Origin of the sequence: Nocardioides cynanchi (assembly GCF_008761635.1) — a bacterium.
Classification (GTDB): Bacteria; Actinomycetota; Actinomycetes; order Propionibacteriales; family Nocardioidaceae; genus Nocardioides; species Nocardioides cynanchi.
Window position 1 is genome coordinate 1,711,783 of the sequence record NZ_CP044344.1, and the last position, 20,177, is coordinate 1,731,959.

A 20,177-nucleotide genomic window follows, 5' to 3' on the forward strand; every position below is an offset into this window, starting at 1 on the left:
TCAGGAGTCGAAGCCGAGGCCCAGCCGGTCGAGGCTGCGCAGCCAGAGGTTGCGCCGGCCCTGGTGCCGGTCGGCGGACGCGAGCGAGCGCCGGGTCGCCTCGATGCCGAGCCAGGCAGCGGGCTCCGGCGGGAAGGGCAGGGGCTTGGAGCGCACCAGGTCGAGGCGGGTGCGCTCGGTGTCGGCACCGTCCAGGAGGTCGAGCATCACCTCGGCGCCGAACCTCGTGGCGCCGACCCCGAGGCCGGTGTAACCCAGCGCGTAGGCCGCACGACCGCCGTACGCCGTACCGAAGAAGGCACAGAAGCGGGTGCAGGTGTCGATCGCTCCGCCCCAGCGGTGGGAGAAGCCCAGTCCCTCGAGCTGGGGGAAGGTCTCGAAGAACTGTCGGGCCAGGAGCTCGAAGGTCGCCGGGCGCTGGTCGTACGACGGCCGCACGTGACGGCCGAAGTGGTAGACCGCGTCGTAGCCGCCCCACAGGATCCGGTTGTCGGAGGTGAGCCGGTAGTAGTGGAACTGGTTGGTCATGTCGTCGAGGCCCTGCCGCCCGGCCCAGCCCACCGACGCCAGCTGCTCGGCGCTCAGCGGCTCGGTCATCAGCGCGTAGTCGTAGACCGGGACCGTGTAGAGGCGCAGCCGGCGGACCGGCGAGGGGAACGCGTTCGTGCCCAGGGCCACGTGCCGCGCTCGCACCACGTGGCCGGCGGCGGTGCGCACGTCGATGCCGGCGCCACTGCGCGAGACCCCGGCGACCGCGGTCTGCTCGTGGATCCGGACACCGAGGGAGACGGCGGCAGCGGCCAGGCCCCACGCCAGCTTCGCGGGGTCGACCAGGGCAGTGTCGTGGGGCTCGTGGACGCCCGCGAGGTAGGTGGGCGAGGCCACCTCGGCGCGGACCGCGTCCCGGTCGAGGAACCGGCTGCCGGGCGACGCTGCGGCGAGCTCGTGCAGCCACTCGACCTGGTGCGGCTCGGTGGCGAGGGTGATCGCGCCCGGCCGCTCGAAGTCGCAGTCGACGCCGTAGCGGCCCAGCGTGGCCTCGATCGCGTCGAGGTTGTCGTGCCCGAGCTGTTCGAGCCGGTCGATCTCGTCGGGGAAACGCTCGGCGCCGTTGGCGCGACCGTGGGTCAGGGAGGCCGAGCAGAAGCCGCCGTTGCGTCCCGACGCGGCCCAGCCGATCCGGTTGCCCTCGAGCAGCACCACATCTCGCGAGGGGTCGCGCTCCTTGGCCAGGATGGCGGTCCAGAGGCCGGAGTACCCACCGCCGACGATGCAGAGGTCGGTCGCCGCGTGCGCCTCGAGCCCTCCCCGGGGCGCCGGACGCTCGGGGCGGTCCAGCCAGTACGGCGCGGGCGCGGCGTCGCGCAGGGAGGGATGCTCGGCGCTCATGGAGACACTCTCCCACCGGTCAGAACGAGTAGCGCACGCGCTGCTCGCGCAGCCACTGGGCCGCGAGCGGGATCTGCCACTCGGCACACAGCCGCTCGGCGTCGTCGGCATGTCGCGCAGCCAGCCCCTGGTCGCCCCTGGCAGCGGCCGCCAGGGCCAGGAAGAGGTCCACCGGCCCGGTGTGGTTGCCCGAGCCCGCGCAGCAGGAGGCGCCGGCGTGCGGCAGCAGCCGGGCATAGGCCGTGTCGGCCAGGACCGGGTCGTCCAGGTGGAGCGACACGTCGGCGGCCATCCCCCAGTTCAGCAGGGAGAACCAGTCCTCCGGCGAGAGGTCGACGTCGTGCGCAGCGTAGTGGGCTCGCGCGGCGTCCTCCTGGCCGCCGCGCCACAGCGTGGAGACGATGGTGGCCGTGACCGGGAACGGCCCACCTTCCATCGACTGCAGGATCGCGGCGGCCTCGCCCGCCTCACCACGCCAGGTCGCGACCACGACGAACGCGCCGGCCGTGGCCGCCTCGGACTGGTCCAGCGAGATCTGCGCGTCGAGCGCCTTGATCCGCTCGAAGGTGGCGGCGCAGTCGTCGAACCTCCCGGCCATCGCCAGCCAGGGAAGCAGCAGATTGTCGATCACCAGGAGCCCGTAGGGGATGCGTAGGCGCTCGGCAGCGGCGCGGGCGACCTCGGCGGCTCGGAACATCTCCGCCGGGCGCCCCAGCTCGCCGAACGCCACCGCGCGAAGGCACGCGGAGACGACGTGGGCCCGCTCGTTGCCGAGCCGCTCGGCCAGCAGCAGCGACTCCTCAGCCAGCCCGAGCCGCTCCCGGGCGGTGTCCGCCCGCCAGAGGGAGGAGAAGGCGATCTGGCAGGCGTCGAGCAGCAGTGCGTCGTCGTCGAGCCGGCGCGCCATGGCCAGCGCCTCGTCGACGAGGGCGCGCCGCTCGTCGTACGGCGCGCCGTAGTAGAGCTCGTTGGCCAGGCCCAGCAGCACCCGGCAGCGCAAGGGGTCGTCGGTCTGCGGCAGCCGGTCCAGGCTGCGTCGCAGGGCGGCGACGATCTCGTGGTGCACCTGCCCGGGAGCCGCGGACTGCCAGAGCGTCCCCTGGGTGGTGGCGACCGCAGCCCGGGCGGTCAGCTCGACGTCACCGAGGCTCTCCCCCACCGCCACCGCCTCGGCCACCGCGCCGGTCAGCTCGGTCCAGAGCGCCGCCCAGCGGTAGGCGTCGATCAGCTGCATGAGCACGTCGTAGCGGTCCCGGGGGGTCGCCGCAGGATCGTCGGCCATGGTGTCGAGGGCACCGCGCAGCAGCTCGGCGGCCTTCTCGTGGGCGTAGCGCCGTCGCGCGAGCTCGGCGGCGTCGACCGCCGCCCGCCAGGCCCGCCCGGCGTACGACGGCCCGGCCGAGCGCCAGTGGAGGGCGCGCTCGGTGGCGCGCTCGGGCCGGCCCTCCAGGGCCTCCGCGACCCGGCTGTGGACCCGCGCCCGCCGGGTCGTGGTGAGGCCGGCGGCCAGGGTGTCGCGCACCAACGCGTGGGCGAAGGCGAAGCGGTCCACCCCGACGTCGCGTACCAGGCCGGCCGCCTCGGCGGGCTCCACCACGTCGAGCAGGTCGTCCGGGTCGATGCCGGTGGCCAGGGCCAGGGTCGGGGCGTCGAAGCGGCGGCCGATCACCGCAGCGGTGCGCAGCGCCCCGACCGTCGACTCCGGCAGCCGGGCCAACCTGCGCACCAGCACCTCCTGGACGCCGTCGGGCGGACGCTCCTCGGCGAGCAACCGCGCCAGGTCGGCCCGCTCCCCCGCCAACCGGGCGTACTCCACGACGTAGAAGGGGTTGCCGTCGGTGCGCTCCTGCAGCGCCTTCGCCTGGTCCGGGGTCGGCCGATTGTGGGCCACCGTCGCGAACACCTCGCCCACGGCGTCGGGCTCGAGCCCGACCAGGCGGCGTCGTACGGCGTGCCGACGAGCCAGCGCCTCGGCGACGTCGGCCAGTGTCCCGGTCGGCTCCGGGCTGTCGCGCCAGGTGACGAGCACCATCAGCCGACCCGTGTCGGCCGTCTCGAGGAGCAGCCGCAGGACCCGGAGACTGCAGGTGTCGGCCCAGTGGAGGTCGTCGAGCACCACCAGCACCGGCTCCTCGCGCGCGGCGTCCCGCACGAACCGGGCGATCCGCTCGAACGCCGCGAACTCGTCACGGTCGACCTCTTCCCGGGACTCGGGCAGGTGGCCACCGAGCGCCTCCAGCACGCTCGCCCACGGCCAGAGCGGCGGTGCGCCGTCGTCCTGGGAGCAGCGCCCGACGCAGATCCGGGCACCGGTCCGGCGGGCCTCGGCGACCAGCTCGGCCGCCAGCCGCGACTTGCCGATGCCGGGCTCGCCGATGAGCACGGCGTAGTCCGGAGTGCCCGCCCGGGCCCGGTCCCAGGCTTCGCAGAGCGCCGCCAGGTCGGCGGCGCGACCGAGCATCGGCCAGTCGGCACCGGACGGAGCCGACGGCGGTGTCTCCGGCTCCGTGCGCGCCGCGACGAACGGCGTACCGGGTCGGGACGGGGGCGGCACCCACTCCAGCGACGGGTCCTGCCGGAGGACGGCCGTCTGCAGGTCTCGCAGCTCCGCACCGGGCTCGATCCCGAGCTCGTCGTCGAGGACGTCGCGCACCTCGCGCAGCACCTGCAGGGCGTCGGCCTGCCGCCCGGCCCGGGTCAGGGCCAGGGCGCGCAGGCCCCAGAGCCGCTCGCGGAGGGGGTGCTCCGCGGTCATCGCCTCCAGGTCGGCAGCCACGGTGGCGTGCCGGCCGAGCGCGAGCTCGGCGACCGCGAGGTCCTCGCGCGCGACCAGGCGCAGCTCCTCGAGGCGGGTCCGCTCGGCCACCGCCCGGGGCGCGTCCTCCAGCTCGGCGTACGGCGTGCCCCGCCAGAGGCCGAGCGCCTCCTCCAGGGCCCTCGCCCCGGCCAGGAGCTCGTCCGCCGACAGGGCCGGCGGGCCGTGCCCGGAGAGCAGCCGGAGGCGCCGGTGCTGCTCGTCGACGACCCGCTCGAAGCGCTCCGCGTCGAGGGCACCCGCCGCCAGTCGCAGGGCGTAGCCAGGCGCGGCTGTGACCAGGACCGTGGCCGGGGCACGCCGCTGCCGGGTCGGCTCCAGGACCCGCCGCAGGCCGCTGACGTAGGCCTGCAGCGTCCCGGCGACGCCGGCCGGCGGCGCGTCCCCCCACAGCAGGTCGACGATCACGTCGACAGCGACCGGCCGGCCGGCCGACAGCGCCAGCGCGGCGATCAGGGCGCGCTGCTTCGGCGTCCCGAGGTCGATCGCCCGCGCGTCGATCCGGGCGACGACCGGACCGAGGACCCCCACCTCCACGACGCGCAGCATAGGCAAGTCCCACGCGATGGTCACGCTCCAAGTCGGCTCCAAGTCGGCTCCAAGAGGTCCGGGACAACCTCGTCCCGACATCAACGACACCGAACAAGGAGCACCACCCCATGTCCATCGACTTCATCGACACCGACTCGCGACTCGGCCTCCCCGCCGACCGGGTCTCCTTCCCCGGCGACGCGTCGTACGACGTCCAGCGGATGCCGTGGAACGTCGCCATCGACCAGTGCCCGGCCGCCGTGGCCGTCCCCCGCAACGCGGACGAGGTCTCCGCGGTGGTCCGCGCGGCCGCCGCCGCAGGTCTCCGCGTCGCCCCGCAGAGCACCGGCCACAACGCCGGTCCCCTCGCCGCCCGGGGGCTCGACGACGTGGTCGTCGTCCGCACGTCGTCCATGAGCTCCGCGGTCTCCGACCCGGCCCGCGGGATCGTCCGGGTCGAGGGCGGCACGATCTGGGAGCCCGCCGTCGACGCGGCCGCGGCGCACGGCCGGGCCGTGCTGCACGGCTCCTCCCCCGACGTCGGCATCGCCGGCTACTCGCTCGGGGGCGGGATCGGCTGGTACGCCCGCAAGCTGGGCCTGGCCGCCAACAGCCTGACCGCCGTCGAGCTCGTGATCGGCGACGGCACGCTGGTGCGGGCCAGCGCCGAGGAGAACGCCGCCCTGTTCTGGGCGCTGCGGGGCGGCGGTGGCAGCTTCGGCGTGGTCACCGCGCTGGAGTTCCGCAGCTACCCTGTCGAGACGGCGTACGCCGGCATGCTGATGTGGGACGTCGCCGACGCCGAGCCCGTGCTGCGTGAGTGGAGCCAGTGGGCCCCGACCGCGCCGGACGAGATCAGCACGTCGTTCCGCATCCTGCGCCTGCCGCCGATGCCCGACCTGCCGCCGTTCCTCCAGGGCCGCTCGGTCGTCGTCGTGGACGGCGCGGTGCTGGGCTCGGACGACGAGGGTGCGTCGCTGCTGCGCGGCCTGCGCTCGCTGCGGCCCGAGCTGGACACGTTCGGCCGGGTGCCCGCATCATCCCTGGTGCGGCTGCACATGGACCCGGAGGGCCCGTCGCCCTTCGTGTCCGACTCGGAGATGCTCGGCTCGCTGCCCGAGGCAGGGGTGTCGGCGTTCCTGGAGGCCGTGGGCCCGGACGCCACCACCTCGTTGCTCCTGGCCGAGCTGCGTCAGCTCGGGGGCGCGCTGGCCCGTCCGCACGGGGGCGGTGGGGTGCTCTCGCACCTCGAGGGCGAGTACGTCGCGTTCGGGGGCGCCATCGCCGCCACCCCGGAGATGGGTGAGCACGGGTACGCCGACGCGCAGCGCTTCACCGCGGCGCTCGCGCCGTGGACCAACGGCCGGAAGTACCTCAACTTCGCCGAGACCCCGGTCGAGGTGGAGAGGGCCTACCCGGACGGCGTGTGGCGTCAGCTGGCCGGGATCCGGGCCGCGGTCGACCCGCACGGCACGTTCGCCGCCAACCACCCGGTGCCGCGCCTGTTCGAGGACGGTCGCGCCCAGGCCTGAGGCGAGCACCATGCGGCGTCACACCGAGGCGCCCGGCCGGTCACTCGGTGACCGGCCGGGTGCCGGGCCGGCGGACCGACAACGACAGGACGGCGGCCGGGACCATCGCGGCCGCGACGACCAGCAGCGAGTCGAGCGTGCCGACGTGGTCACCCACGAACCCGAGCAACGGCGGTCCGCCCAGGAACGCGCCGTACCCGATGGTGGAGATGACGCTGACCCGGCGAGCGGCTCGCAGCGGGTCGTCGGCGCCGGCGCTCATGCCGACCGGGAAGCCGAGCGCGGCCCCGAAGCCCCACAGCACGATCCCGAGGACCGCGAGCACCGCCAGCCCGGACCAGACCACGACCAGGATGCCGACCAGGGCGGCCAGCGACGATGCCAGCAGGACGCGGGTCCGGCCGAAGCGGTCGAGCGCCGGCGGCCCGCCGAGCCGGCCGGCGGTCATGCTGGCGACGAACAGGGCGAAGCCGAGGACGCCGACCCAGTGCGGAGCGCCGTACCCGTCGACCAGCCCGAGGGCCAGCCAGTCGTTCGCCGAGCCCTCCGCGAGGGCGAAGCCGAGCACCATCAGGCCCACGGCCAGGGTCCGCGGCTCCAGCCAGGCCGACCCCTGCGACGGCGCCGGCGTCGGCTCGTCGGGAGACCCCGAGGGGAAGGACCTGGACCGCAGGACGGCGACGCTCACCCCCGCAGCCGGCACCAGGGCGAAGTGCACCGGCAGCGGCAGGTTCACGGCCGCCGCCATCGCACCCAGGCCGGCGCCGGTGAAGGTGCCCAGGCTCCAGCCCGCGTGGAACCGCGGCATGATGCTGCGGCCCAGGAGCCGCTCCACGAACGCACCCTCGACGTTCATCCCGACGTCCCAGATGCCGGTGCCGAAGCCGTCCACGCACAGGCCGACCGCCGCCAGCGGAACCGAGCCGAGGGCGGCGCCGACACCGGCGACGGTCAGTCCGGTCAGCACCATGGCCGCGCCGAGCCGGACCACGGCGTCGGCACCGAAGCGCTCGATCAGGTGGCCACTGGTGGGCATCCCGATCATCGAGCCGAAGGCGATCGAGAGCAGGAGGAGTCCCAGACCTCCGTTGGACAGCTCCAGCGAGGAGCGGAGGTCGGGCACCCGCGAGGCCATGGTGGCGAAGCAGAGGCCGTTCATCGCGAACACGACCGCTACTGCCGTCCGGGCGCGCTCCGGATCCGTCACAGGTGCTGGGCGCCGGGAGGTGCACCCTCGAGCCAGGACTGGAAGCCCATCAGGGAGGACGGCCCGAGCGCCAGCTCCACCGCACCCGCCGGGGTCTCGCAGCGGATGATCACGTGGCCCGGGTAGAGCGACATCTGCTCGCTCCGCTCGGGCTCACGGCGGTCGACGTACGTCAGGGTGCTGCGCTGCCAGATCCGCTTGGGACGTGGCGACAGCGAGAAGATCCGGAACCACTCCAGGGTGTCACCGGCGTACCGGCCGACGCCGAGCAGCCAACCACCGCCCGACTCGGAGGACCGGGCGCGGAAGCTGACCTCGAAGGTGCCGCCGTTCCGCGTGAGCCAGCGACGCCGCACGATCAGGGCGATGCCGAGCAGCAGGACGAGCACGAGCACGCCGGCGGCTGACTCCAGCAGCCACTCCCAGATCGGCATGCACTCCCCCGTCGCGGTCAGAGCCGGTACGGCGCGCGGTCAGGCGTCGCCTTCCAGCGCCGCCTTGCGCTCGTCCATGAGCCGCTTGGCCTCGTCGAAGTTGCTCTCGTGGGACAGCTCGGCGTACTCGCACAGCAACCGTACGTGGTTGTCGGCCACCGAGATGAAGCCGCCGTCGACGGCCGCCACCCAGTGACCGTCGTCCACCGTGCGGACGTCGACCTGGCCGGCCGCGAGCACCGACATCACCGGCTGGTGGTCGGCCATGATCCCGATCTCGCCGGCGAGGGTGCGCGCGTTGACGACCGTCGCCTCGCCGGACCACACCTCGCGGTCGGCGGCGACGAGAGAGACCTGCATCGTCTTGGCCATCAGCGCACCTCGCTCCTTCGCTCGATCAGCTCGTCGGTCACAGGCTCTTTTGGATCTCGTCCCACTTCTTCTCGACGTCGTCCAGACCGCCGCACATGAAGAAGGCCTGCTCGGCGACGTGGTCGTACTCGCCGTCGGCGATCTTGTTGAACGCCTCGACGGTCTCGGTGACCGGAACCGTCGAGCCCTCGAGGCCCGTGAACTGCTTGGCCACGTAGGTGTTCTGAGACAGGAACCGCTGGATCCGGCGGGCCCGGGACACGATGATCTTGTCCTCCTCCGACAGCTCGTCGACGCCGAGGATCGCGATGATGTCCTGGAGCTCCTTGTTGCGCTGGAGGATCTGCTTGATCCGGATCGCGCAGTCGTAGTGGTCCTTGCCGATGTACTGGGCGTCCAGGATCCGCGACGTCGAGGTCAGCGGGTCCACGGCGGGGTAGATGCCGAGCGAGGCGATCTCACGCGACAGCTCCGTGGTCGCGTCCAGGTGGGCGAAGGTGGTCGCGGGCGCCGGGTCGGTGTAGTCGTCGGCCGGCACGTAGATCGCCTGGAGCGAGGTGATCGAGTGACCGCGGGTCGAGGTGATCCGCTCCTGGAGCGTGCCCATCTCGTCGGCCAGGTTGGGCTGGTAGCCCACCGCGGACGGCATCCGCCCGAGCAGGGTCGAGACCTCGGACCCGGCCTGGGTGAACCGGAAGATGTTGTCGATGAAGAGCAGCACGTCCTGGCTCTGCACGTCGCGGAAGTACTCCGCCATGGTCAGCGCCGACAGGGCGACCCGCAGCCGGGTGCCGGGCGGCTCGTCCATCTGGCCGAACACGAGGGCGGTCTGGCCGATGACGCCGGCCTCCTCCATCTCCACGATCAGGTCGTTGCCCTCACGGGTGCGCTCGCCGACTCCGGCGAACACCGACACACCGCCGTGGTCGCGCGCGACCCGGGCGATCATCTCCTGGATCAGCACCGTCTTGCCCACGCCGGCACCGCCGAACAGGCCGATCTTGCCGCCCTGGACGTACGGCGTAAGCAGGTCGATGACCTTGATCCCGGTCTCGAACATCTGGGTCTTCGACTCCAGCTGGTCGAAGGCAGGGGCCTTGCGGTGGATCCCCCAGCGCTCCTTGACCTCGAGCTTCTCACCCTCCTCGAGGTTGAGGCACTCGCCGAGGGTGTTGAAGACGTGTCCGAGGGTGGCGTCCCCGACCGGCACCGTGATCGGGCCGCCGGTGTCGCTGACCTGCGCACCGCGGACCAGTCCGTCGGTGGGCTGGAGCGAGATCGCGCGGACCATGCCGTCACCGATGTGCTGGGCCACCTCGAGCGAGAGCGTCCGGGTCTCACCGAGGATGGTCAACTGAGTCTCGAGCAGGTTGTACATCTCGGGCATCGAGTCCACGGGGAACTCGATGTCGACGACCGGCCCGATCACGCGGGCGATCCGGCCACCCGTGCTCTGGGTGCTCTCGGTGGTCTCTTCAGCCGTGGCAGTCATGTCTCTCAACTCACTCTGGTTCGGTGTTCAGCGTCTCTGGTCTGGTCGATCGTGCGAGGTCAGTCGCTGGCGGCGTTCGCGTCGGCGAGCGCGTTCACGCCACCGACGATCTCGCTGATTTCCTGGGTGATGCCCGCCTGCCGAGCCTGGTTGGCGATGCGGGTGTACTTCTTGATCAGCTCTTCGGCGTTGTCGGTCGCGGACTTCATCGCCCGCTGGCGGGCCGCGAGCTCTGAGGCCGAGGCCTGGAGCAGGGCGAAGAAGATCCGGCTCTGCACGTACTTCGGCAGCAGCGCGTTGAGCACCTCCTGGGCCGACGGCTCGAACTCGTAGAGCGGGAGCACCTCGTCCTTGGCCGGCGCCTCGTCGCTCTCGACGATCTCCATGGGCAGCATCCGCACCGAGTGCGGCTCCTGCACCAGCATCGATCGGAACTGCGTGTAGACGAGGTGGACCTCGTCGACCTTGTCGGCGTCGCCCTCGTCGAGGGTGAACGCCTCGATCAGGGACTCACCGATCTCCCGGGCGTTCTCGTAGCGCGGCTGGTCGGAGAACCCGGTCCAGGTCTGCGCCACGGGGCGGCCGCGGAACCGGTAGTAGGCCTCACCCTTGCGTCCGGAGATGTAGGTGACGACCTCCTTGCCCTCCTCCCGCAGTCGCTCGGCCAGCCGCTCGGACTCCTTGAGCACGCTCGAGGAGTAGGCGCCGGCCAGACCGCGGTCGCTGGTCACGATCAGCACGGCAGCCCGGCGCGGGTTCTCCGGCTCGGTGGTCAGCGGGTGGTCGACGTTGGAGTAGGTCACCAGGGCCTGGACCGCCCGGGTCAGCTCGCGGGCGTACGGCGCGGCCTGCTGAGCCCGCTGCTGCGCCTTGATGATCCGGGACGCAGCGATGAGCTCCATGGCGCGGGTGATCTTCTTGGTCGACTCGACCGACTTGATCCGGGCGCGGTACTCACGCAGCGATACGGCCATGTGTCAGCCCTTCTTCTGCTTGACGATCTGCTCCTGCTCGAGCTCGTCGTCCTCGACCGGGTCGACCTTGGCCTCGGTGCCGACCTTGATCGAGTGGCCCTCGGAGGTCTCGAACTGGTCGAGGAACTCGTCGTAGGCGGACTCGAGGTCCTTCTCCGTGCCCTCCTCGAACTTCTTCGACTCCGTGATCGTGTCGAGCACGCCTTCGTGCGAGCGCTTCAGGAAGTCGAGGAACTCCTGCTCGAAGCGCAGCACGTCGTCGGTCGGCACCTTGTCGAGCTTGCCGGAGGTGCCGAGCCACAGCGACGCGGTCATCTGCGCCAGGGGGTACGGCGAGTACTGCGGCTGCTTGAGCAGCGCCATCAGGCGCTGGCCACGGTCGAGCTGCTGACGCGAGGCGGCGTCGAGGTCGGAGGCGAACATCGCGAACGCCTCCATCGCGCGGAACTGCGCGAGGTCGACCTTGAGCGAACCGGTGACCGACTTCATCGCCTTGGTCATGGCGGCACCGCCCACGCGCGAGACCGAGACCCCGACGTCGATGGCCGGGCGCTGGTTGGCCGCGAACAGGTCGGACTGCAGGAAGATCTGACCGTCGGTGATCGAGATGACGTTGGTCGGGATGTAGGCCGAGACGTCGTTGGCCTTGGTCTCGATGATCGGCAGTCCGGTCATCGAGCCGGCGCCCATCGCGTCGGAGAGCTTGGCGCAGCGCTCGAGGAGGCGGCTGTGCAGGTAGAACACGTCACCGGGGTAGGCCTCGCGACCGGGCGGACGGCGCAGCAGCAGCGACACCGCACGGTAGGCCTCGGCCTGCTTGGTGAGGTCGTCGAACACGATCAGGACGTGCTTGCCGTCGTACATCCAGTGCTGACCGATGGCCGACCCGGTGTAGGGGGCGAGGTACTTGAACCCGGCGCTGTCGGAGGCCGGGGACGCCACGATGGTGGTGTACTCCAGCGCACCGGCCTCTTCCAGGGCACCGCGGACGGCGGCGATGGTCGAGCCCTTCTGGCCGATCGCGACGTAGATGCAGCGGACCTGCTGGTCGGGGTCGCCGGTCTCCCAGTTCTGCTTCTGGTTGATGATCGTGTCGATCGCGATCGTGGTCTTGCCGGTCGAGCGGTCACCGATGATCAGCTGGCGCTGGCCGCGACCGATCGGGGTCAGCGCGTCGATCGCCTTGATGCCGGTGGCCAGCGGCTCGCTCACCGACTGGCGCAGCATCACGCCGGGAGCCTGGAGCTCCAGGGCGCGACGCTCGTCGGACTCGATCTCGCCCAGACCGTCGATGGGGGTGCCGAGGGGGTCGATGACCCGGCCCATGAACGCGTCGCCGACCGGGACCGAGAGGATCTCGCCGGTACGGCGGACCGTCTGGCCCTCCTCGATCTTGTCGTAGTCACCGAGGACGACGACGCCGATCTCGCGGGTGTCGAGGTTCAGGGCGATGCCGAGGGTGCCGTCCTCGAACTCCAGCAGCTCGTTGGCCATGGCCGAGGGGAGACCGGCCACGCGGGCGATGCCGTCGGCGCACTGGGCAACCGTGCCGACCTCCTCCTTGCTGGCAGCCTCGGGCTTGAAGTCCTCGACGTACTTCGTCAGCGCGTCGCGGATCTCCTCCGGACGGATCGTGAGCTCCGTCATCTCATCCCTACTCTCTGTGTCTGCTTGCGAAAATCGTGTGGTGGTCGAACGGGTCGCGACTCAGCCGGCCAGGCGACGACGGGCGTCGTCCAGGCGGCCAGAGATGGTGCCGTCGATGACCTGGTCGCCGATCTCGACGCGGATGCCGCCGATGACGTCCGGGTCGATGATGACGTTGAGGCGCACCGTGGTGTCGTACTGCTGGTTGAGGATCTCGCCGAGCCGCCGCTGGTCGGCAGCCGACAACGCCCGGGCGACGCGGACCGTGGCCACGGCCTCGCCCTGGGACTCCGCGGCCACCACGCGATAGGTCGCCAGCGCGGCGGTCATCGTGCGGTAGGTGCCCGAGAGCGCCTGCTTGGCGAGCGTCACCGTGGCCGGCAGCGCGACGTCGCCGAGCAGCGAGTCGAGCAGCGCGGCCTTGTCGTCCACCGACCGGCCCGGGTCGGACAGGGCGTCGCGCAGCGCCGGGTCACCGTCGATGATCCGGGCCAGCTGGAACACCTCGTCGGACACCTGGCCCGCCTTGGCGCCCGCCGAGCGGACCACGGCGATCTCGCTGAGCCGCTCGAGCACGTCGGGCAGGTCGCGCGAGAGCGTCCACCGACGGCCTGCGGCCTCGGTCAGGAGGTCGAGGGTGCGCTCGTCGAGGCGGTCCTTGAAGACCTGCTGGACCATGCCCTGCTTGGCCTCCGCCGGCAGCGAGGCGTCCGTGGCGAAGCGACGCAGGGCAGCCTCGGTCCGGAACAGCCGGCTGACGGTGAACAGCTCGTCGGCGAGGTCCGCCGCCTGGCGCACCCCACCGATCGCGTCGTCCAGCCGCCCGGTGAGGTCGGTCAGGGCCTCGGCCGAGGCTCCGCGCAGATCCATCAGCCCGCGCTTTCCAGGTCGGCGAGGAAGCGCTCGACCACACGGCCCTGACGCTCGTCGTCATCGAGGGACTCGCCCACGATGCGCCCGGCCAGGGTGGTGGCCAGGCTCCCGACGTCGCTGCGCAACGAGGTGAACGCCGCCTTGCGGTCGGCCTCGATCTGGGTGTGCGCGTGCTCGATGATCCGGTCGGCCTCCGTCTGCGCCTTCTCCCGGGCCTCCTGCACGATCTGGGCGCCCTGCTCGCGTGCCTCCTCGCGGATGCGCGCGGCCTCGTGCTTGGCGTCGTTGAGCTGCTCCTTGTAGTCCGCCTCGGCCTTGCGAGCGTCGGCCTTGGCCTCGTCGAGCTCGGCGAACTGGGTACGGATCGCCTCCTGGCGTGCCGTCATCGCCCGGTTGATCGGGGGGATGAGGTACTTCCCGAAGATGTAGACCAGGATCGCGAACGCGAGCAGCTCGACCAGGAAGGTGCCGTTGGGCACGAGGAAGTTGCTCGACAACGGCATCACCGTCGTGGCAAGAATGCTCATCTGTCAGTCCTGTCTTCCTGCTGGTTGCGTCGTCGCCCTCGGGTCACTTGCCGAGGACGAAGACGAACAGCGCCATGAAGGCCAGGTTGATGAAGTACATACCTTCAACCAGTGCGACCGTCAGGAAGAAGATCGTCTGCAGGCGACCCTGTGCCTCGGGCTGCCGGGCCACGCCCTGGATGTACGACGAACCGGCCAGGCCGTCACCGATGCCGGCACCGATCGCGCCACCCGCGAGGGCCAGGCCACCGCCGACGAACGCGCCGGCCGTCTTGACGGCGGATTCCATGGTGGTTGCTGCCACTGTCTCTCCTTGGTTCCGCGCCGGGGATCCGGCGCAATGGGTGTACCTCTGGTGCGGTCGAGCGGGGTCGCTCAGGCCGCGAACTCGGGTTCTGCTTCGGTGGTGGTCTGGTCGGCCGTGGTGTCGTCGGCCGCGGGCTCCTCGGCGTGCTCGTCGTGCCCGGCGCCCGCCATCCCGAAGTAGAGGACGGTCAGGAGCGCGAAGATGAAGGCCTGGATCGCGCCGATCGCCATGTCGAACAGCTTCCACAGGATCGCGAAGACGATCGTCAGGAAGCCACCGACCGGGATGGCGCCGACCGTCCAGGCGGTCATCGAGGCGATCAGGGCGAGCAGGATGCCGCCGGCGAAGATGTTGCCGAAGAGCCGCAGCGCCAGGGAGATCGGCTTGGTGATCTCCTCGATGATGTTCAGCGGGAGCATCGCCCAGTGCGGGGTGACGAAGTGGCTGAGGTAGCCCTTGAGCCCCTTCTGGCGGATCCCGAAGGTCCAGACCCCGATCATCACCATCACCGCCATCGCGTAGGTGAGATTGGTGTCGGAGGTGGGAGCCGGCAGGAAGTGGAAGTCCTTGTTCGGCTCGCTGGGGATCATCTCGAGCCAGTTGGCGACCAGGATGAAGAAGAACTCGGCGACGGCGAGCATCACGACGTTGCGGTTGGCGTGGCCGAGGTTGTCCTCGACCTGGGTCTGGACCTGGTCGATCACCGCCTCCCACATGATCTGGAGCTTGCTCGGCACGTGGTTCTCGACGTCGCGGGTGAGCTGGCGCCGGGCCCAGAAGCCCAGGGCCAGCACGATCGCCCCGGCGATCGCGGTGGTCCAGATCGTGTCCATGTTGAACGTCATGCCGAGGAAGTGGCGCTCGACGTGCACGCCGATCGGGATGTCGGTGGCGAACGGGAGGACGCTCACGGGTTCTTCAGCTCCTTCAACAAAGGCACGGTCGTCATCACGAGGGCGATCAGGCGGAAGATCGCGAGGCCGAAGAGCAGGCCGATGCCGTCGGGCCAGAACCACACCGCGATGCCGACCGCGATCACCGAGAGCACCAGCAGGCGCACCAGGGTCGAGACCGCCAGCTTGTTGCGGGTGGGCTCCTGACCGGAGGTGATGATCTTCAGCAGCCAGTACTCGGTGGTCAGGTGGTTGGCCAGACCGAGCGCGACCCCGCCGGCGATGCAGCCGGCCAGCCGCCACTCGTCGAGCTGGCCGAGCACCCAGTAGGCCGCGACGGAGAGGACGACGGCGACGATGATCGTCTTGCGCTGGTCGCGCAGGACCCGCCCGAACGACGCGGTGCCGAGGTCGGCCGGGGCCGCGGGCGAGGTGGTCTCGTGGTCAGCCACGATCGGGGTCCCGGTCATGCGACACGCTCACTTGAGGACGCTCCGGACCCGGATCCAGAAGCCGACCGAAGCCGCCAGGATGCCGGCGAAGATGCCGACCAGCGTCCAGACCGGTGAGGTGCCGGCAGCGTGGTCGGCCAGCAGGCCGAGGACGAGGCCGACGACGACCGCACCCGCGAGCATCCCGCCGAGGCCTGCGAGGTCGCGACCCCGGAGACTCCGGTCCGGCTGTCCATCGGCCATCCACTCAGGTCGCTCTCACAGGTGTCGGGGTTGGCTTGCACGGCAACGTCGGCGCGCGCTCCACGGGGCACCGGCGACTGCGCGAAACTATCACAGCGCGAGAGGCCCGCGAATTCGCTGGGAAGGCCGCACACCACACCCCGGGAACGGGTCTCCGGGCGTTCGGTCGTCATGGTCGCGGCGGCCGTTTCTGTGGTGGCGTGGGTGGCGTCAGAGGGTCTCGATCGTGCTTGTGAAAACTAGCACAAGCGGCTCTTGCTCGGCCAAACGGCCCCGTCGTACCGGGCACGACGCACGGCACTCAGGCCTGGTCGTGGGCCGGGTCGTGGACCGGCAGATGGGGCCGGTGGACCACCGGCAGCACGAACGTGAGCCCGATCGTCAGGACAGCCGCCGCGGCGATGCCGCTCCACATCACCGGGCCGGTGTAGAGGCTGATCACGACCGTGCTGCCGGCGACCAGCGCCGCCCACATCCACATGATGAACACGGCCCGGCGCTGGGAGTGCCCGATCTCGAGGAGCCGGTGGTGGAGATGCTGCTTGTCGGGGGCGAACGGCGAGCGGCCGGCGCGGGTACGCCGGATCACCGCCAGCACGAGGTCGGCGATCGGGACGACGAGCAGGGTGATCGGCAGGGCCAGCGGCAGGAAGGTCGGCGCCAGGCTCGCCGGGGAGCCCATGGCGCCGTGGCTCAGGTCGGCGCCGGAGTACTGACCGGTCAGCGTGATCGCGCTCGCCGACAGCACCAGCCCGATCAGCATCGAACCGCTGTCGCCCATGAACAGACGAGCGGGGTTGACGTTATGCGGCAGGAAGCCCGCGCAGGCCCCGCCCAGCATGGCGCTCAGGAGCGCTCCGGTGGAGGCCAGGGAGGCGTTGTTCAGGCTGGTCAGCTGGTAGCAGAACGCGAAGAAGGCCACCGCCCCGATGCCGACCACCCCGGTGGCCAGGCCGTCCAGACCGTCGACCATGTTCACGGCGTTCACGGTGGCGACCACGATGAAGGCGGTGAGCAGCGCGCCCTGCGCGGACTGCAGGGAGAGCTGACCGCCGCCGGGCAGCGGGAAGAGGATGTACTGGATCCCGTTCAGGATCAGGAAGCCCGCGGCCAGCACCTGGCCACCGAGCTTGGTCAGCGCGTCCAGCTCGAAGAGGTCGTCGAGGGTGCCGATCGCACAGATCATCGCGCCGGCGATAAGCACGATCCGGGCGTCGTGGAAGACGAACGGCTGGCTGCGCGAGAGGAACGGCAGCTGGTGGGCCACGAGGTAGGCCGCGACCAGCCCGCCGAGCATCGCCAGCCCGCCGAGGTAGGGCACCGGCTCCGCGTGCACGTCGCGGTCGCGGACCCGGGCCACCGCGCCGGTGCGCAGGGCGATCTCGCGGGCGATGACCGTGAGCAGGTAGGTCGCCGCGGCGGCGACCAGGAAGACCAGGAGGTACTCCCGCACTACTCCGCCTCGGCGGGGGTCTCGGCATCGGGGATGGCCGCCCCCAGCGGCTCGAGGACGGCGTTGATCGCCTCGACCGACAGGGCACCCAGCCGCAGCACCCGGGGGACCGCCCCCCTGACGTCGAGGATCGTGGAGGCCTCGCCCTGGGGCGACGTGCCGCCGTCGAGGACCACGTCGACCCGGTCGCCGAGCATGGTCTCGGCAGCAGCCGCATCGGTCGCGGCGGGCTGTCCGGTCAGGTTGGCCGAGCTCACCGCCAGCGGGCCGGTCCGCTCGAGCAGGGCCAGGGCGACCTCGTGGTCGGGCATCCGGACCGCCACGGTGCCACGGGTCTCCCCGAGGTCCCACGTCAGCGACGGCTGCTGGGTGCAGACCAGGGTGAGCGGGCCGGGCCAGAACTCCTCGGTCAGCGCCTCGACGTACGCCGGCACCCCGGAGGCCAGCGCCTCCAGCGTGGTCACCGCGCTGACCAGCACCGGCGGAGGCATCTCCCGGCCGCGACCCTTCGCGTCGAGCAGCGACTGGACGGCGGCATGGTCGAAGGCGTCCGCCCCGACGCCGTACACCGTGTCGGTCGGGAGGATCACCAGGCCGCCCTGCTGCACCGCGCGCGCTGCCGCCTCGATCGCGGTCTCGCGCTCGTCGTCGGTGGCGGTCGGGTAGGTCGTGCTCACGGGCGTGCCTCTCGGATCTGCTCGCAGTTGGGACGCAATCTAACCGGGTTCAGGAACCGGGTGGGCCACACGGTACGGCGCGCGCGGTGACGAACCGGGCCCGTCCGGCGAGGTCTCGATGGTCGCGCACCTGCTCCCAGCGTCCGCTACCGGTGAGGACGGCGGGCGCGGTCTCGCCCTGGACGTCGGCGTGCTCGATGCCCACCACTCCCCCGGCCCGCAGGAGCAGTGCGGCTCGCCGCTCGACCACCCGGATCACGTCGAGACCGTCGCCGGTCGCGTAGAGCGCGAGGTCGGGGTCGTGGTCGCGGACCTCGGCGGCGACCGACTCCCACGCCTCGTGCGGGATGTACGGCGGGTTGCTGACCACGACGTCGACGCTGCCGGCCAGGTCGTCGAAGGCCTCGCCGAGATCACCCTGGCGCAGGTCGACCCCGGTGCCGGCCAGGTTGCGCGCAGCCCACGCGTGGGCCGCGGGGTCCAGCTCCACGGCGTGCACGCGGGCGTGCGGGACCTCGTCGGCGACCGCCCGCGCGATCGCACCGGAGCCGGTCCCGAGGTCGACCACGACCGGCGCGTCGAGCGCGGACGCCTGCTCGATCGCCCAACCGGCCAGCAGCTCGGTCTCGGGACGTGGCACGAACACACCGGGCCCGACGGCCAGCTCCACGTGGCGGAACCAGGCGGTGCCAGTCAGGTGCTGGAGGGGCTCGCGTCGGGCGCGGCGCGCCACCAGCGCGTCGTACTCCCGGGCGAGCGGCGGCGGTACGTCGTCGACGAGCGGGAGCCGGGACAGCTCGACGCCGAGCACGTGGGCGAGCAGCAGGCGGGCGTCGGGGCCGGGCGACTCGATCCCAGCGGCGGCGAGCCGCGCCGTGGCGTCGTCGACGAGGCGGCGCCGGGCCGGCCGGTCGGCTGGGCTCTCGGACATCTCAGGCGTCGACCGCGTCGAGCCGCGCGTTGAGGTCGGCGTCGATGCACGAGTCGATCACCGGCTGCAGGTCACCGTTGAGCACCTGGTCGAGGTTGTAGGACTTGTAGCCGGTGCGGTGGTCGGAGATCCGGTTCTCCGGGTAGTTGTAGGTGCGGATCCGCTCCGAGCGGTCGACGGTCCGGACCTGGCTGCGGCGAGCCTCGCTGGCCTCGGCATCGGCCTCGTCCTGGGCGGCGACGAGCAGCCGGGCCCGCAGGATCCTCAGCGCCTGCTCCTTGTTCTGGAGCTGGCTCTTCTCGTTCTGGCAGCTGACCACGATGCCGGTCGGGACATGGGTGATCCGGACCGCCGAGTCGGTGGTGTTGACGCTCTGGCCGCCCGGGCCGCTGCTGCGGAAGACGTCGATGCGCAGGTCGTGCTCGTCGATCTGCACGTCGACCGCCTCGGCCTCGGGCAGCACGAGCACGCCGGCGGCACTGGTGTGGACCCGGCCCTGCGACTCGGTCACCGGCACCCGTTGCACGCGGTGGACGCCGCCCTCGAACTTCAACACGCCGTACGGCGCCTGGCCCGGCTCCGTCACCCCCCGGGCCTTCACGGCCAGGGTGACCGACTTGTAGCCGCCGAGGTCGGACTCCGCGGCATCGAGGATCTCGGTGGTCCAGCCCCGGGTCTCGGCGTACCGGGTGTACATGCGGAGCAGGTCGCCGGCGAACAGTGCCGACTCCTCGCCACCCTCGCCGGACTTGATCTCGAGCAGGGCGTCCTTGTCGTCGACCGGGTCGCGTGGGACCAGCAGCCGCCGGAGCCGCTCCTCGGCGACCTCGCGCTGGGTCGCGAGCGCATCGACCTCGGAGGCGAATCCGGGGTCCTCGGCGGCCAGCTCGCGGGCCGCCGTGAGGTCGTCGGCGGTGCCCTGCCACTCGCGCCAGGTGGAGATGATCGCGGTCAGCTCGGCGTACCGCTGGTTGAGCTTCTTGGCCAGCCGGGCGTCGGCATGGGTCTCGGGCAGGGCGAGGCGCGTCTCGAGCTCGGCGTGCTCGGCGAGCAGCCCCTCGACGACCTCGAACATCCCTACTCCTTCATCCTGCGGCCGGACGTGCGACGACGCCGGCCTCCATGGAGGGAGGCCGGCGTCGTACGGAGCTACTTGGAGGAGTCGGCGGTCTCGGCCGCTTCGTCCTTCTTGGCCATCTTGGCGTAGCGGGCCTCGAAGCGGGCGACGCGGCCGCCGGTGTCGAGGATCTTCTGCTTGCCGGTGTAGAACGGGTGGCACTGCGAGCAGACGTCGGCGTGGATCGAGCCGCTCGTGGCCGTGCTACGGGTCGTGAAGGTGCTCCCGCAGGTGCAGGTCACCTCGGTCACGATGTAGTCGGGGTGGATGTCATTCTTCATGGTTTCCTTTCGGGCCGCCGGGTCGCACCC

General features: G+C 71.5%; 20 protein-coding genes. 1 reads left to right on the plus strand and 19 read right to left on the minus strand.

Annotated elements, in window-relative coordinates; translation table 11 throughout:
• Window positions 1–1,389 (minus strand): NAD(P)/FAD-dependent oxidoreductase, encoded by a 1,389-nt coding sequence (locus tag E3N83_RS08445; RefSeq protein WP_151082853.1) that lies wholly within the window; start codon window positions 1,387–1,389, stop codon window positions 1–3.
• 19 nt (window positions 1,390–1,408) lie between these two features.
• Window positions 1,409–4,741, minus strand: a complete 3,333-nt coding sequence (locus tag E3N83_RS08450; RefSeq protein WP_191908019.1) for an ATP-binding protein — start codon at window positions 4,739–4,741, stop codon at window positions 1,409–1,411.
• Window positions 4,742–4,863: 122 nt separating this feature from the next.
• Here E3N83_RS08450 and E3N83_RS08455 point away from each other — a divergent pair, with 122 nt between their 5' ends.
• Window positions 4,864–6,267: an FAD-binding oxidoreductase gene (locus tag E3N83_RS08455; protein WP_151082855.1), complete on the plus strand. Its 1,404-nt coding sequence runs from the start codon at window positions 4,864–4,866 to the stop codon at window positions 6,265–6,267.
• 40 nt (window positions 6,268–6,307) lie between these two features.
• Here the strand turns inward: E3N83_RS08455 and E3N83_RS08460 are convergent, their stop codons facing one another.
• From E3N83_RS08460 to rpmE, 17 genes are all read right to left on the minus strand, one after another.
• The gene (locus E3N83_RS08460) at window positions 6,308–7,435 is read right to left on the minus strand and encodes an MFS transporter (RefSeq protein WP_337692374.1); all 1,128 of its coding nucleotides are present in this window, start codon (window positions 7,433–7,435) and stop codon (window positions 6,308–6,310) included.
• 35 nt (window positions 7,436–7,470) lie between these two features.
• Window positions 7,471–7,908, minus strand: coding sequence for a DUF2550 domain-containing protein (locus E3N83_RS08465; RefSeq protein WP_151082857.1), 438 nt, complete (start codon window positions 7,906–7,908; stop codon window positions 7,471–7,473).
• 39 nt (window positions 7,909–7,947) lie between these two features.
• Window positions 7,948–8,280: a F0F1 ATP synthase subunit epsilon gene (locus E3N83_RS08470; RefSeq protein ID WP_151082858.1), complete on the minus strand. Its 333-nt coding sequence runs from the start codon at window positions 8,278–8,280 to the stop codon at window positions 7,948–7,950.
• Between the two features lie 37 nt (window positions 8,281–8,317).
• Entirely contained in the window at window positions 8,318–9,772 is a 1,455-nt protein-coding gene (gene atpD / locus E3N83_RS08475) for a F0F1 ATP synthase subunit beta (RefSeq protein ID WP_151082859.1), read from the minus strand.
• Between the two features lie 59 nt (window positions 9,773–9,831).
• On the minus strand, window positions 9,832–10,746 hold the full coding sequence (locus E3N83_RS08480) for a F0F1 ATP synthase subunit gamma (protein WP_151082860.1): 915 nt from the start codon (window positions 10,744–10,746) through the stop codon (window positions 9,832–9,834).
• Between the two features lie 3 nt (window positions 10,747–10,749).
• Window positions 10,750–12,393 carry a F0F1 ATP synthase subunit alpha gene (gene atpA / locus E3N83_RS08485; protein WP_151082861.1) on the minus strand — a complete coding sequence of 548 codons (1,644 nt, stop codon included), beginning with the start codon at window positions 12,391–12,393 and terminating at the stop codon, window positions 10,750–10,752.
• Between the two features lie 60 nt (window positions 12,394–12,453).
• Window positions 12,454–13,263 (minus strand): F0F1 ATP synthase subunit delta, encoded by an 810-nt coding sequence (locus E3N83_RS08490; protein WP_151082862.1) that lies wholly within the window; start codon window positions 13,261–13,263, stop codon window positions 12,454–12,456.
• On the minus strand, window positions 13,263–13,793 hold the full coding sequence (locus tag E3N83_RS08495) for a F0F1 ATP synthase subunit B (protein ID WP_151082863.1): 531 nt from the start codon (window positions 13,791–13,793) through the stop codon (window positions 13,263–13,265). Before E3N83_RS08495 ends, E3N83_RS08490 begins: the two co-directional genes overlap by 1 nt.
• Window positions 13,794–13,836: 43 nt before the next feature.
• A complete protein-coding gene (locus tag E3N83_RS08500; RefSeq protein WP_420371842.1) occupies window positions 13,837–14,097 on the minus strand; it encodes a F0F1 ATP synthase subunit C in 261 nt (86 codons plus the stop codon).
• A 71-nt stretch (window positions 14,098–14,168) separates the two neighbouring features.
• Window positions 14,169–15,011 carry a F0F1 ATP synthase subunit A gene (atpB, locus tag E3N83_RS08505; protein WP_202879359.1) on the minus strand — a complete coding sequence of 281 codons (843 nt, stop codon included), beginning with the start codon at window positions 15,009–15,011 and terminating at the stop codon, window positions 14,169–14,171.
• Entirely contained in the window at window positions 15,008–15,463 is a 456-nt protein-coding gene (locus E3N83_RS08510) for an ATP synthase subunit I (RefSeq protein WP_151082864.1), read from the minus strand. The genes atpB and E3N83_RS08510 overlap by 4 nt, the downstream gene beginning before the upstream one ends.
• Window positions 15,464–15,472: 9 nt before the next feature.
• Window positions 15,473–15,688, minus strand: coding sequence for an AtpZ/AtpI family protein (locus E3N83_RS08515; RefSeq protein ID WP_151082865.1), 216 nt, complete (start codon window positions 15,686–15,688; stop codon window positions 15,473–15,475).
• A 301-nt stretch (window positions 15,689–15,989) separates the two neighbouring features.
• A complete protein-coding gene (locus E3N83_RS08520) occupies window positions 15,990–17,141 on the minus strand; it encodes an MraY family glycosyltransferase (protein ID WP_151082866.1) in 1,152 nt (383 codons plus the stop codon).
• Window positions 17,141–17,818 (minus strand): L-threonylcarbamoyladenylate synthase, encoded by a 678-nt coding sequence (locus E3N83_RS08525; protein ID WP_151082867.1) that lies wholly within the window; start codon window positions 17,816–17,818, stop codon window positions 17,141–17,143. The genes E3N83_RS08520 and E3N83_RS08525 overlap by 1 nt, the downstream gene beginning before the upstream one ends.
• 49 nt (window positions 17,819–17,867) lie before the next feature.
• Window positions 17,868–18,749, minus strand: coding sequence for a peptide chain release factor N(5)-glutamine methyltransferase (gene prmC / locus E3N83_RS08530; protein ID WP_151082868.1), 882 nt, complete (start codon window positions 18,747–18,749; stop codon window positions 17,868–17,870).
• Between the two features lies 1 nt (window position 18,750).
• Complete coding sequence (gene prfA, locus E3N83_RS08535; protein WP_151082869.1) at window positions 18,751–19,824, minus strand: peptide chain release factor 1; 1,074 nt, start codon at window positions 19,822–19,824, stop codon at window positions 18,751–18,753.
• 74 nt (window positions 19,825–19,898) lie between these two features.
• Window positions 19,899–20,147: a 50S ribosomal protein L31 gene (rpmE, locus tag E3N83_RS08540; protein ID WP_151082870.1), complete on the minus strand. Its 249-nt coding sequence runs from the start codon at window positions 20,145–20,147 to the stop codon at window positions 19,899–19,901.
• Window positions 20,148–20,177: the final 30 nt, after the last annotated feature.